At 71.5% G+C, this 13,075-nt stretch carries 9 protein-coding genes and 2 pseudogenes (2 of these 11 cut by a window edge); 8 read left to right on the top strand and 3 right to left on the bottom strand.

Annotated features, from left to right (window positions below):
- The 3 genes and pseudogenes from D455_RS30225 to D455_RS0112510 all read left to right on the top strand — a co-directional run.
- A pseudogene (locus D455_RS30225) lies at window positions 1–169 on the top strand (branched-chain amino acid ABC transporter permease); it begins 682 nt to the left of the window's first position.
- A 3-nt stretch (window positions 170–172) separates the two neighbouring features.
- Entirely contained in the window at window positions 173–1,279 is a 1,107-nt protein-coding gene (locus tag D455_RS0112505; protein ID WP_017571066.1) for a branched-chain amino acid ABC transporter permease, read from the top strand.
- 257 nt (window positions 1,280–1,536) lie between these two features.
- Window positions 1,537–2,862 (top strand): ABC transporter substrate-binding protein, encoded by a 1,326-nt coding sequence (locus D455_RS0112510; protein ID WP_017571067.1) that lies wholly within the window; start codon window positions 1,537–1,539, stop codon window positions 2,860–2,862.
- A 119-nt stretch (window positions 2,863–2,981) separates the two neighbouring features.
- On the opposite strand, the gene D455_RS0112515 is transcribed toward D455_RS0112510, so the two are convergent.
- Window positions 2,982–3,932: an alpha/beta hydrolase family protein gene (locus D455_RS0112515; RefSeq protein WP_026122571.1), complete on the bottom strand. Its 951-nt coding sequence runs from the start codon at window positions 3,930–3,932 to the stop codon at window positions 2,982–2,984.
- Window positions 3,933–4,294: 362 nt separating this feature from the next.
- Here D455_RS0112515 and D455_RS0112520 point away from each other — a divergent pair, with 362 nt between their 5' ends.
- A complete protein-coding gene (locus tag D455_RS0112520) occupies window positions 4,295–4,708 on the top strand; it encodes a ChaB family protein (RefSeq protein ID WP_017571069.1) in 414 nt (137 codons plus the stop codon).
- 103 nt (window positions 4,709–4,811) lie between these two features.
- Here D455_RS0112520 and D455_RS0112525 read toward each other — a convergent pair whose 3' ends face one another.
- Window positions 4,812–5,663, bottom strand: a complete 852-nt coding sequence (locus tag D455_RS0112525; RefSeq protein ID WP_017571070.1) for an SDR family oxidoreductase — start codon at window positions 5,661–5,663, stop codon at window positions 4,812–4,814.
- A gap of 185 nt (window positions 5,664–5,848) precedes the next feature.
- On the opposite strand from D455_RS0112525, the gene D455_RS0112530 reads away from it, so the two are divergent.
- A complete protein-coding gene (locus D455_RS0112530) occupies window positions 5,849–7,945 on the top strand; it encodes a catalase (protein ID WP_017571071.1) in 2,097 nt (698 codons plus the stop codon).
- A gap of 21 nt (window positions 7,946–7,966) precedes the next feature.
- A complete protein-coding gene (locus D455_RS0112535) occupies window positions 7,967–8,935 on the top strand; it encodes a TIGR03557 family F420-dependent LLM class oxidoreductase (RefSeq protein WP_017571072.1) in 969 nt (322 codons plus the stop codon).
- Window positions 8,936–9,185: 250 nt separating this feature from the next.
- Here D455_RS0112535 and D455_RS0112545 read toward each other — a convergent pair whose 3' ends face one another.
- Window positions 9,186–10,490, bottom strand: coding sequence for a cytochrome P450 family protein (locus D455_RS0112545; protein ID WP_017571073.1), 1,305 nt, complete (start codon window positions 10,488–10,490; stop codon window positions 9,186–9,188).
- Between the two features lie 459 nt (window positions 10,491–10,949).
- On the opposite strand from D455_RS0112545, the gene D455_RS0112550 reads away from it, so the two are divergent.
- Together D455_RS0112550 and D455_RS30230 are read left to right on the top strand one after the other, a co-directional pair.
- Window positions 10,950–12,203: an SWIM zinc finger family protein gene (locus tag D455_RS0112550; RefSeq protein ID WP_017571074.1), complete on the top strand. Its 1,254-nt coding sequence runs from the start codon at window positions 10,950–10,952 to the stop codon at window positions 12,201–12,203.
- Window positions 12,200–13,075, top strand: a pseudogene (locus D455_RS30230) (DUF5691 domain-containing protein); it runs 653 nt beyond the window's last position. The gene D455_RS0112550 and the pseudogene D455_RS30230 overlap by 4 nt, the downstream one beginning before the upstream one ends.

Below are 13,075 nucleotides of genomic sequence, written 5' to 3' on the forward strand. Positions count from 1 at the left end.
CCCGTTCGGGGCCGTACTCGGCGGGATGCTCATCGGCCTCTGCATGTCCTACGTGTCCGGTTACGCCGGGCCCGAGCTGGCCACCCTCGCCGCCCTCGTCATCGTCGTCGTGGTCCTGAGCGTGCGCCCCGACGGCATCCTGTCCCGCCCGGCCGCGCGAAAGGTGTAGCCGATGTCCTCACCCATCCGCCAATGCGCGGAGCGCGCCTCCGCTCCCGGCTCCGCCCCCGCGTCGGCATCCCCGAAGCCCGTCGCCGCGTCCCCCGGCGACCGCTGGCGCGGACTGCCCTCGCCGCTGCGCCACCTGCTGCTGGCCGCGCTCGGCCTCGCCGCCGTCACCGCGCTGCTGCTCGTCACCGGGGACCTCACCGCGCTGCGCGTGGCCGCCGTCGGCTACACCATGCTGGCCATCGCCGGACTGCAGCTGCTCGTCGGCGGCAGCGGCCAGGTGTCCCTCGGCCACGGCGCGTTCATGATGATCGGCGCCTACGCGATGGCGCTGCTCGTGCTGTACCAGCCCATGCTCCCCCTGGCCGCGAACCTGCTGATCATCGTGGCGCTGTCCGTGGTCGCAGGGATCGCGGTCGGCGCGGCCACGGCCCGCCTGCACGGCCCCTACCTGGCGGGGGCCACCCTCATCCTCGCCGTCGGCCTGCCCGGGCTGACCCACCGCTACCACGACCTCCTCGGCGGCAGCAACGGCCTGGTCATCCGGACCGCGGGCGCTCCCCCCCTCCTCCAGGGACTGGTCAGCGACAGTGAGTGGAAGGCCCTGGTCGTGTGGACCGCGGTGGTGATCGGCCTCGCGGCGCTGGCCACCGTCTCCACCGGCCGCCTGGGCCGCCGCATGCGGGCCATCCGCGACGACGAGACCGCCGCCGCGATGGCCGGAATCCCCGTCGGCGCGACCAAGGTGGTCGCGTTCGTCATCGCCTCGGCGGCGGGCGGCCTCGCGGGCGGCCTCCAGGCCTACGTCCTCGGCACCGCCACCCCCAGCACCTTCACGCTCGCGCTGTCCCTGACCCTGCTCGCGGGCCTCGTCCTGGGCGGCATCGGCAGCCTGTGGGGCGCGCTGTGGGCCTCGGTCGCGATCGTCTACCTGGAGCTGTGGGCCTCCGACCTGGCCCGCGCCCTGGACCTCAGCCGCGACGCGGAGAACAACCTTCCGATCGTGTTCTTCGGCGTGGTGATCATCCTCGTCCTGCGCTTCTGGCCCCTGGGCGTCCACGGTGCGCTCCAGCGCGTGACCATCCGCCTCCGATCCCGCGAACCCCGCTGAACCCTGTTCGCCGCGGGCCTCCGCTCCGCTTTGGCCCGCCCGCCGCCCGCCATCGCCCGCCGGGGCGCTCCGCGCCTTGGCGGGCCACCACCCTCAACCGGCGCTACGCGCAGCACTTTCCCTGTTCGGGCGCCCCGAAGGGCGGGAACCCTCGGTGCCTCCGGTGTGACGGCTCATCCCTCGCAGTCCCACCTCCGACACCTCCGGAACCCCGCCGACGCCCGAACGCTCCACCCCCCGACCAAGGAGAGAACACCATGCGAAACCGCAGCGGCACACGGACCGCCCTGGCGGCGGCCCTGGCCCTCACGATGCTGGCGACGGCGTGCACCGGCGCCGGTGAGGTCACCGGAGAGGAAGGGGTCGACCTGGACGTCTCCACCGGTGTCACCGAAGACTCCGTCATCATCGGCAGCCACCAGCCCCTGACCGGCCCGGCGGCCCCGGGATACCTCGCGATCTCCCAGGGCGCCCGCGCCGTGTTCGAGTACGTCAACGCCCAGGGCGGCGTGAACGGGCGCGAGATCGACTACCGGGTGGAGGACGACGCCTACGACCCCGCGCAGACGATCGACGCGACCCGTCAGCTCGTCCTGGAGGACGAGATCTTCGCGATGGTGGGAGGGCTGGGCACACCCACCCACAGCGCCGTCATCGACTACCTCAACGAGCAGGGCGTGCCCGACGTCTTCCCGGCCTCGGGCGCCCTGGCGTGGAACAACCCCGGGGAACACCCGCTGACCTACGGCTGGCAGACCGACTACACGAAGGAGGCGAAGATCCAGGGCCAGTACATCGCCGAGAACTTCGCCGGTGAGGACGTCGGTTACCTGTACCAGAACGACGACGTCGGCGAGGACTCCCAGGCCGGGCTCGACCAGTACCTCGCCGAGCAGGTCGTGGCCCGGGAGCACTACGAGTCCGAGGTGCCCGACGTCAGCGCCCAGATCGCCGAACTGGAGCGCGCGGGGGCCGAGGTGGTCGTGTGTTCCTGCATCCCGGCGTTCGTCGCGCTCGGCATGCTGGAGGCGGCCCGCATCGGCTACGAACCGCAGTGGGTGGTCTCCAGCATCGGCGGTGACACCGCGACCCTCCAGGGACTCCTGTCGGAGTTCACGCAGGACACCGACGCCGCGGACGTCCCCGCCGACGCGTTCCTCGACGGCATGCTCATCACGAGCTACATGCCGCGCGTGGAGGACGAGGACGACGAGTGGGCCCAGTTCTTCCTGGACGTGTACGAGGAGTACGGAGAGGGCGGAACGGTCACCAACACGCACGTCTTCGGCATGACCCAGGCCGTCATGTTCGCCCAGGTGCTCATGTCCGCGGGTGAGGACCTCACCCGTCAGGCGCTGGTCGACGCCCTGGAGAACCAGGAGTGGCGGGGACCCAGCCCGGTCCCCTTCGCCTCCGGCGACGGTGACCACGGCGGCCACCAGGGCGTCTACGTCGTCCGGTACGAGTCGGGCGGCTCCATCGAGATGATCCAGGATCCCCGCGTGACCGACCGGGAGGGCGGGGACATCGAGGAGACCGACTTCGCGCCCCTCGGCCCCGACGAACTGGTCTTCCACGACTGAGTCCCCGGCACCGGCACCGGAGGCCCCACGGCACAAGGGGGCGGCGGCCCGGAGGGTGTTCCCTCCGGGCCGCCGCCGTGTCGGGGAGCGCCGTCCCTGCTGGTCGGCCGGTCAGCCGGTCAGGTGATGTGCGGGCAGGAGTCCCGGTAGTCGGAGAAGTCCGAGAAGAACCCGGTGTCGGGGGGCGGGCACAGGAACTGCTCGTAGCGCTGGTCCTCGTCGACGAAGCGCTTCAGCCAGGAGATGCTGTACCTGGCGATGGGCGTGTTCGACATGTTGGGCGCGAAGTGGCTCGCGCCGTCCAACTCCAGGTAGGCGCGCTCCAGGTCACCGTCCAGGCTCTCGTAGAACGGGATGGAGTGCGACCTCACCGACGCGATGCTGTCGTTCTCGGCGCCGATGATCATCGTGGGGACCTCGACGTCGTCCCAGTCCTTCTGGAGGTGCCAGGGGGTCAGCGGGATCGCCGCGCGCAGCTCCGGCCGGTCCGAGGCGGCCGCGAGCGTGCCGCCGCCGCCCATCGAGTGCCCCATCACCGCCATGCGGTCGCCGTCCACCCGGTTGGACACGTCGCTGTCGTCGGCCAGGTAGTCCAGGGCGGCCTCGATCTGGCGGCCCCGGCTGTCGGGCTGGTCGTAGCGGGTGTTGGTGTCGATGGTGAACACGACGAAGCCCTGGGAAGCGATCCGGTGCCCCAGCCACGACATCGAGGACTCGCTGGCGGTGTAGCCGGGTGCGACGACCACGCCGCCGAACGTGCCCTCACTGGTGTCGGTGGGGTAGTAGATCGTGCCGCCGCCGAAACCGCTCACCAGCGACGACACGCTCTCGGTGTCGGTGTCGAAGTAGCCGCGGAGGGCGGTGACGCTCTGCTCGGTCGGCGCGGGGCCGCGCTCGTAGGGGTTGGCGGCCTGGGCGGGGGCGACGACACCGCCGGTCAGCCCCGCGGCGAGCGTCAGGGTCATCCCCACGCGGGCCGCGAACCGCGACACCCGTGAGCGGGGACCGCGACGGGCGCGGTGGGAGTCGGGGGTTTCCTCAGGGGAGGGGGAAAGGGGATATTTTCGCACGCCTTGTTCCTTTTCTCGTGCATCGGGAATCCGCGCCTCGCGGAGGTCGCGGACAGGGGGTTCCCGTCGGGGGGAAGAGCCGGTCCACCCGCGCCACGGGGTTTCCGGCGCGGTGGTCGGCGTCAGGCCACCCGGCCTCTCACGGGCGGAGAGAAGGGGACCGGGTGCCGAGAGTGTCAGCTCCCTTCGGTGGTGGGTTCACTATGGTGTCGTTCTGGTAAACCTGCATCCGTTGAATCACCAGTAGTGACGAAGGGCAGCTTACGCGGGTGGTGGGGGACGCTTCGGGGCCTCCTGGTGTTTCCGGCGATGTGCCGTTGGGCAGGCGGATCGTGTGGACGCATGACGAGGGAGTGAGAATCATGCCTGGTGCAAGCGAACTTCCGTCGACCCTCCAGCGCTCTCCGAAGAAGGCCCAGCGCACCTGGACCAAGGCGCACGACTCGGCCGTGGAGGAGTACGGCGAGGGCGAGCGCGCGCACCGCGTCGCCTACGCGGCGGTCAAGCACGAGTTCGAGAAGAAGGGCGACCGGTGGGTGCCCAAGCAGCGGTCGGGCCCCTCGGACCAGCAGGCGTCCAACCCCAAGGCGGCGAAGGGCCGGGGCAGGGACAGGAAGACCGCCGGGGGCGTGGACGCCAACGCCTCCAAGGAGCACCTCTACAAGCAGGCGAAGGAACTCGACATCTCGGGGCGCTCGTCCATGAGCAAGGACGAGCTGGTGAAGGCGCTCCAGAAGGAGAACAGGCGGCGTACCGCCAAGGCCCGTTCGTCCTGACGAGGCGACCGGCCCCTCACCGGGCCCGGGGAACGGCCCCTCCCGTCCGGGAGGGGCCGTTCGCGTGCGAGGGCCGGGTTCCCCGACGCTCCCGCCCGGTCCCTCAGCTCGCCTGGATCTCCCCGCCGGTCGGAGCCAGGGTCTCGCCCGTGTAGTACGACGAGAGCTGACCGCTGGCGAAGAACACGTACGAGGGCGCGATCTCGTCCGGGTCCGCGGCCCGCCCCATCGGCGCCTGCTGGCCGAACCCCTCGGAGCCCTTCTCCCCGAGCGTGGACGGGATGAGCGGGGTCCACACCGGTCCGGGAGCCACGCAGTTCGCCCGGATGCCCCGTCCCATGAGCGTCTGCGCCAGCGAGTTCGACAGGTTCATCACCGCGGCCTTGCTGGACGCGTAGTCGATCAGCGACTTGTTGCCGCGCAGGCCGTTGATCGAACCGGTGATGATGATCGAACCGCCCTCGGGGATGTGCTCCAGCGCCTCACGGACGGTCCAGAACACCCCCATCACGTTGACGTCGAACGTGCGGCGCAGCTGCTCGGTGCTCAGTTCGGTGAAGTCGTTCACCGGTGTCTGGGTCGCCGCGTGCGCGACCAGGACGTCGATCCCGCCCAGCTCCTCGACCGTGCGGCTGACCAGGTGCGAGCAGAACGACTCCTCGGCCAGGTCGCCGCGCACGCCCACCGCCCTGCGTCCCTGCTCCTGGACCAGCTCCACCGTGTGCTGGGCGTCGGCGTCCTCGCTGAGGTAGCCGAAGACGACGTCGGCCCCCTCCTTGGCGAAGGCCACGGCGACGGCACGCCCGATTCCGGAGTCGGCCCCCGTGATCAGTGCGCGTTTTCCTTCGAGCAGACCGCGGCCCTCGTAGCCGCGCATCTCGTCCCTGGGCTGGGGATCCATCGGCTCGGTCCGGCCGGGGTACGGCTGGCTCTGCGCCGGAGGCGTCTCGGACATGGTGGTCTCCCCCCTGTCGTCTCGGTCTGGCGTGCCCGCCCCTACCCGATCCGCTCCCTCCGACTCGGAACGCGGGGCCGGGTGGCGGTGAAGGCCGTTCCAAAAGGCGGTCAACCACGTTTGTCCGGAACCGGCGTCGGTCAGGTGGACCGGGGAACTCGCCACGCAGCGACGGAAGGCCTGCCATGAACACGGACGGACGCGACGACAAGGACCGCCAACTCGACGAGGCCAGGACCGACTCAGACCGGCCGCTGACCACCGACACCGGTGTCCGGGTGGGCGACACCGACAACTCGCTGAGCGCCGGTGCGCGGGGCCCCACGCTGCTGGAGGACTTCCACGCCCGCGAGAAGATCACCCACTTCGACCACGAGCGGATCCCCGAGCGGGTGGTGCACGCGCGCGGCGCGGGGGCCTACGGGCACTTCCGCCCCTACGAGGGGCTCTCCGAGCTGACCGCGGCCCACTTCCTCAGCAGTCCCGACGTCGTCACGCCGGTCTTCGTGCGCTTCTCCACGGTCGCGGGCTCCCGGGGCTCCGCCGACACGGTGCGCGACGTGCGCGGGTTCGCGACGAAGTTCTACACCGAGGAGGGCAACTACGACCTGGTGGGCAACAACATGCCCGTCTTCTTCATCCAGGACGGCATCAAGTTCCCCGACTTCGTCCACTCGGTGAAACCTGAGCCGCACAACGAGATCCCGCAGGCGCAGTCCGCGCACGACACGCTCTGGGACTTCGTGGGCCTCCAGCCCGAGACCATGCACATGATGATGTGGCTGATGTCGGACCGGGCGATCCCGCGCAGCTACCGGACGATGCAGGGTTTCGGTGTCCACACCTTCCGGTTCGTCAACGCCGAGGGGCGCGGCACCTTCGTCAAGTTCCACTGGAAGCCGCTGCTGGGCACGCACTCGCTGGTCTGGGAGGAGGCGCAGCGCGTCCAGGGCAACGATCCCGACTTCAACCGGCGCGACCTGTGGGATTCCATCGAGCGCGGCCAGTACCCCGAGTGGGAGCTGGGCGTGCAGCTCGTGGCGGAGGAGGACGAGCACGCGTTCGACTTCGACCTGCTGGACGCCACCAAGATCATCCCCGAGGAACAGGTCCCGGTCCGGCCGATCGGAAAGCTGACCCTGAACCGGAACCCGGACAACTTCTTCGCGGAGACGGAGCAGGTCGCCTTCCACACCGCCAACGTGGTGCCGGGCATCGACTTCACCAACGACCCGCTGCTCCAGGCCCGCAACTTCTCCTACCTGGACACCCAGCTACTGCGCCTCGGCGGTTCCAACTTCCAGCAGATCCCGGTCAACCGGCCGCTCGCCCCGGTGAGCAACAACCAGAGGGACGGCTTCGCCCAGCACCGCGTGCACCGCGGGGGGACCTCCTACTTCCGCAACAGCCTGGGCGGTGGCTGCCCGGTCCTGGCCCACGGGGCGGGCGTCTACCAGCACTACGCCGAGAAGGTGGAGGGCGCCAAGATCCGTGTCCGCAGCGAGAGCTTCGCCGACCACTACTCGCAGGCCACGCTCTTCTACAACAGCCTCTCCGACTGGGAGCGCCAGCACCTGGTGGACGCGTTCCGCTTCGAGCTGGGCCACTGCGAGGAACTGGAGGTGCGCCAGCGGGTGGTCGCCAACCTCAACCACGTGGACCACGGGCTGTCCGTCCTGGTGGCGGAGGGGATCGGCGTCGAGCCGCCGGAGGAGGAGGGCACGCCCAACCACGGTCGCTCCTCGCCCGCGCTGAGCCAGGCCACCACCGCGTTCGGTTCCGTGGTCGGCCGCAAGGTGGCCGTCCTGGTCGCCGACGGGGTGGACGAGGCCGCCGTCGACGCGTTCCGGGAACCCCTGGTGGGGGCCGGGGCCGTGGTCGAGCTCCTCGCGGCCAGCGACGGCGCGGTCCGCACCTCGGACGGGGGCGTGGTCACCGTCGACCGGGCCTACACCACCGTCTCCTCGGTGCTCTACGACGCGGTCGTGGTCACCGGGGGACCGGACGCGGCCCGCGCGCTGGCCGGGGACGGGGGCGCACGGCACTTCGTCCTGGAGGCGTACAGGCACCACAAGCCGTTGGCGGCGGTCGGCGCGGGGACGGAACTGCTCACGGCTCCGCTGCCGGAAGAGCTCACCGCGGCGGCGTCGTCCGGTACCGCACGGGTGGAGCTGGGCGTGGTCGTCTCGCCCGAGGCCGGGGAGGAGAGCGTCGCCGAGTTCACCCGGCTGGTCGGAGCGCACCGTTACTGGGACCGGCCCACCGCGTCGGTGCCCGCCTGACCGAGAGGGAGACGAGGGATCATGAAGGTCGGTTTCAAACTCTTCGCCGAGGGTTTCGGCCCCCGGGAGATCGTGGAGCAGGCGGTCCGCGCCGAGCAGGCCGGGTTCGACTTCGTGGAGATCAGCGATCACTTCCACCCGTGGCTGTTCAGCCACGGCCACTCGGGGTTCGTGTGGTCGATGCTCGCCGCCATCGCCGAACGCACCGACCGCATCGAGCTGGCGACCGGTGTCACCTGCCCGATCATGCGCGTGCACCCGGCGATCGTCGCGCAGGCCGCGGCCACCACCGCCCTCCTGTCCGAGGGGAGGTTCACCCTGGGCGTGGGAGCCGGCGAGCGCCTCAACGAGCACGTGGTCGGTGAGGGGTGGCCCAACGCGACCAGGCGCCACGAGATGCTGCGCGAGGCGATCCAGATCATCCGCCTGCTGTGGTCGGGGGGCTACCGCTCCTACGACGGCAAGTACCTGACCCTGGAGGACGCGCAGGTGTTCGACCTGCCGGAGGAGCCGCCGCCGATCGTCGTGGCCGCGGGCGGCGAGGAGGCCGCCCTGCTCGCGTCCGAGGTGGGCGACGGCATGTTCTGCACCGAGCCGAGCAAGGCGCTCACCCAGGTCTACAAGGACACCGGAGGCACCGGACCCCGCTACGCGGAGGTGCCCCTGGCGTGGGCCACGAACGAGGGCGACGCCCTGGACTCGGCGCGTGAGCGGTTCCGCTTCGCCCTGACCGGTTGGAAGGTGCAGTCCGAGCTGCCCAACCCGGTCAACTTCGAGGCGGCCACCGCGCTGATCGACAGGGACGCGATGCGCGACGTGTTCGGGTACGGGCCGGACCCGGACCGGCACATGGAGGTGGTGCGCGAGTTCGCCTCCGCGGGGTTCGACCACCTGTGCCTGATGAACGCCGGGCCCGACCCGGAGGGGTTCTTCACCTTCTTCGAGCGGGAGCTGGCCGGGCCGATCCGGGAGCTGGGCCCGAGCGCCTAGGGGCTGTTTTTGAACCGGTCTCAGTTTGTGGGGGTTGGTTCGGGCGCCCACGGGGTTCTGGAGGGGCCGGAGACGGGTTCGTGAGGAACGGGCGAACCCGTCGTAGGCGCCGAGGGTTCCCGTGCTCCGGGCGCCCGAACACGGACCGAAGCGGAGCGGAGGTCCGAAAAACACCGCCCAGGGCCGCGGACAGACGGCCGAGGACCGGCTGTGCGACGCCATGACCCGCATGTAGCGGCGCGGCCCCGCGCTAAGCCCGTAGGCCGCGCCACCAGTCGAGGAGGCGGCCGAGCAGGTCGCCCTCCTCGTCTCCCCCGCCTCTCTCGTCCTCCGGAGTCTCCGGGGCCTCGGCGGGCCTCCGGGGCGGCGGGGCGGCGGGCGCGTCCGGGGTGAAGGTGACGGGCAGTTCGCGGAGCCCGCGCAAGAACGGTGACCACACCCAGCGCAGCTCCCCGGGCGCCACGGCCAGCCGGATCCCGGCCAGCCGCTCCTGGAGCGCGGTGACCGCGGTCGCGGTGATCATCCGGGCCAGCTCCTGGGCCGGGCAGGAGTGGGCCCCGGCACCGAACAACAGGTGGGCCCGCTTCCCCCCGCCGTCGCGCCGGACGGCCGGGTCGTGGTGGGCCGCGTCGAAACCGAGGAGCAGGGCGTCGCCCGCGCGGATCTCCGCGCCGCCGATGCGCGTGTCCTGGAGGGCGATCCGCGCGGGCATGATCCGGAAGGGCGTGTCGGTCCACATCACGTGGTCGAGTAGCTCCTGGACGGGGAGGCGCGCCTCCGTGTACGCCATCCGGATTCCGGTGTCGGTGAGCAGTGTGTGCAGCGTGTTGCCGATGAGGTGCGTGGTGGGTTGGTGGCTCGCGTTGTGGATGAGCGCGGCCTGGTGGGCGACCTCGTGGTCGCTCAGCCCGGCGGGGTGCTCCAGCATCCACGACACCAGGTCCAGGCCGGGACGCCTGTGCTTGCGCGCCACCAGCTCGGAGAAGTACTGCTGGATACGGCTGACGGCGTCCTCGGCCCGGTCGGCGTTCTCGGCGAAGACGATGGACGTGAGGTCGCCGAGCATGTGCCCGTAGCTGTCGGGGAGCCCGTACAGGCTGTTGACCACGAGGACGGGCAGCGGGTGGGCGTACTCGGTGATGAGGTCGGCCCGGCCGCGGGCCGCGAAGGAGTCGATCAGCTCGTCGGCGATCCTGCGGATCGTGCGCGCGGTGGCGTTCATGTCCACTCTGGCCAGGCTGTCCGTGATGGCCGAGCGCAGCCGGACGTGTTCGGCGCCGTCGGCGTACAGGGCGTTGGGGCGCCAGGAGATGGCGGGTCGGGCGTAGGCGGCCTCGCGCCAGCGCCGGGTGTCGCGTGAGAAGAGGTGCTGGTTCCGCAGAACGGCGAGGTTCTCGTGGTAGCCCAGCAGCAACCAGGCCCGTACGCCGGTCTCCAGTTCCACCGGGGCGACGGGCCCGTGGCGTTCGCGCAGTTCGGCCCAGAGGCCGTCGCGGCCGGTGTCGGGCGCCGTGCCGTACAACCGGGTGATCTCTCCGGGACGTGAGGTCGTCATCGGGGTCGCGGTGCCCGGTGACCCGGACCGCTTCCCTCCCTTCGGGAGATGTCGTTCTGGCGTGGTGAAGGAGGGGGGAGGCGGGGCGGGTCGTGGCATTGTAGGAAGGCGCGAGTTCCTTTTTCAACACCCTTGGAGGAATGCGCGGAAATGGGCTTTGTGAATGCGGACAAAACATCCGCGTAGCCCGGAAGCCATTTATGGGGCAAGGCGGCACACACGTGCTCTCTCAGGGTTTCCGCGCCGCGGAGGCACCGCTCTGCGGGGGAAGTCTGTCACGGGGGTGCGACAGTTCCGTAGGTTCGCAGAGGCGTTCGGAAAAGGGCTTCGCGCGGCCCTTCGAGGACCGCCGTTTTGTCACCACCGGTCCGTAGTGTTCTCTGTGTGAGCGATCGATGGAGTACCGACGACGTATGGGCTCTGGCTCCGGACGCGTCCTCCCGGAAGGCCGCCCTCAAGGTGGCCAAGGAGACGTCCTGGCCCGAGCGCGGAGTGGTCGCCGCCACCTCCGGCGGCGCCTCCGCCGTGTGGGGCGAGTGCAAGGGGAGCGGAGCCAAGCCCTACCTGGCCGCCGTCCATCTGGACGGCCCCAAGGGCACCGCCTACAAGTGCAGCTGCCCCAGCCGCAAGATCCCCTGCAAGCACGTCCTGGCCCTGCTCGCCCTGTGGGCCCAGGACAGCGTGGCCGTCCGCGACGACAGGCCCGAGTGGGTGACCAAGTGGCTCGGGGGGCGTGCGGCCCGCCAGGCACGTGAGGAGAACGGCGCCCCCGCCGCGCCCGCCGATCCGGAGAAGGCGGCCCGCACCCTCAGGAAGAGGGAGGAGGCGGTCGGAGCCGGGATGGACGAACTCGGCCTCTGGCTGCGCGACCAGATCGAGTCCGGGCTGGCCGAGGTCCCCAAACACGGCTACGACCACTGGGACCGCATGGCCAAGCGCCTCGTGGACGCCAAGGCGGGCGGCGCGTCCGCCCTCGTCTCCCGGCTGCCCGGCGCGGCACGCGGGGACCGCTGGCCCGAGCGCCTGCTCGAACGGCTCAGCCTCCTCCACCTGCTGGCCACCGGCTACCGCGCCGGGGACGCCCTCGGTGAACGCACCCGCGGCGCCGTCCGCGCCCACGTCGGCATCACCACCAGGGTCGAGGACGTCCTCGCCCACGGCGAACGCGTCCGGGACACCTGGAGGGTCCTGGGCTGGCGCGACACCTTCAGCCCCGAGGCCGACATGCGCACCCGCCGACTGTGGCTGCGCGGCGCCGGAACCGGTCGGACCGCCCTGCACCTGTCCTTCGCCCGCGACGGGCAGACCCCGGTCACCCCCTTCCGGAGCGGCACCGACGTGACCGCGGAGTTCGCCTTCTACCCCGACGGCCACCGCATCGCCCCCGGCCACGACGGCGACACCGGGCCCGGCACCCCACCCGAGGGCGGGACGGTTCCCGAGGCCCTCGACGCCTTCGCCGCCGCCGTCGCGGAGGACCCCTGGCGCGACACCTGGCCGGTCGTGCTCGACCGCGCCGCGCCCGCCCACGACGACCGGTGGTACCTCACCGACCCCGACGGCTTCGCCCTTCCCCTGGCCGTCGCGGAACCCTGGCAGCTCCTCGCGGTCACCGGAGGCCACCCCGCCACCGTCGCCGCCGAGTGGTCGCCCAAGGAAGGCCTGACCCCCATCACCGTGTGGGACCGGAACGGAAAGGCGGTCTCCCTGTGACCGGCACCCCCGCCCCCGAACCCCTCGACCCCCTGGCCGCCGCCGACTCCTGGGACCGTCTGGTCTCCGCGGCCCTGGTCGGCACCGCCAAGCGCCCCGTCCCCGCCGCCCCCGACCTGCCCGCCACCCCGGAGGTCGGTGACGCCGAGACCCTCCTGGACCGGGCCGCCCTGATCACCGTCCGCCGCGCCGCGGGATACGTCCCCGCCACCGGGCTCACCCCCGTTCCCCCCGACACCGAGGACGACCGCCCCGAGGTCGGCCCGGCCGCCACCGCCCGGCTGGAGCGCGTCCTCGACGGTCGGCACGAACTCCTCCAGGAGTGGCTGGAGCTGGCGACCGCCGGAGGGCGGCGCGCCGCGCACTCCAGCGTCCCCTCCCTGCTCGACCAGGGTGCGCGCTACAGCCAGCTGCGCCCCGCGCTCGCCGCCGCCATCGGTACGCGCGGCCACTGGATGGCCCGGTTCAGGTCGCACTGGTCCTACATACTGGCCGAGCCCACGCCCGGCGACCGGTTCAGCGAACGGGACTGGGAACGCGGCGAGCCCGGAGAACGGCGCCGCGCCCTCGCCGCCCTGCGCGCCGCCGACCCCGACCGGGCCCGCGAACTCCTCGCCGAGGCGTGGCCGGGCCTGGCCAGGGCCGAACTGCGCCGCCGCCTGCTGGAGGCGCTCGCCAACGGACTCGGTCCGGCCGACGAGGACTTCCTCGACGGAGCGCTGGACGACCGGAGCGCCAACGTGCGCGGCATCGCGCTGTCCCTGCTCACCCGGCTGCCCGAGAGCGCCCACGCCGAGCGGCTGCGCGGCTACGTCCGTGCGAGCGCCTCCCTCGACGACCAGGGGAGCCTGCGGCTGGACGACGGCGGTACG

The sequence above is a fragment of the Nocardiopsis halotolerans DSM 44410 genome, assembly GCF_000341065.1.
Classification (GTDB): Bacteria; Actinomycetota; Actinomycetes; order Streptosporangiales; family Streptosporangiaceae; genus Nocardiopsis; species Nocardiopsis halotolerans.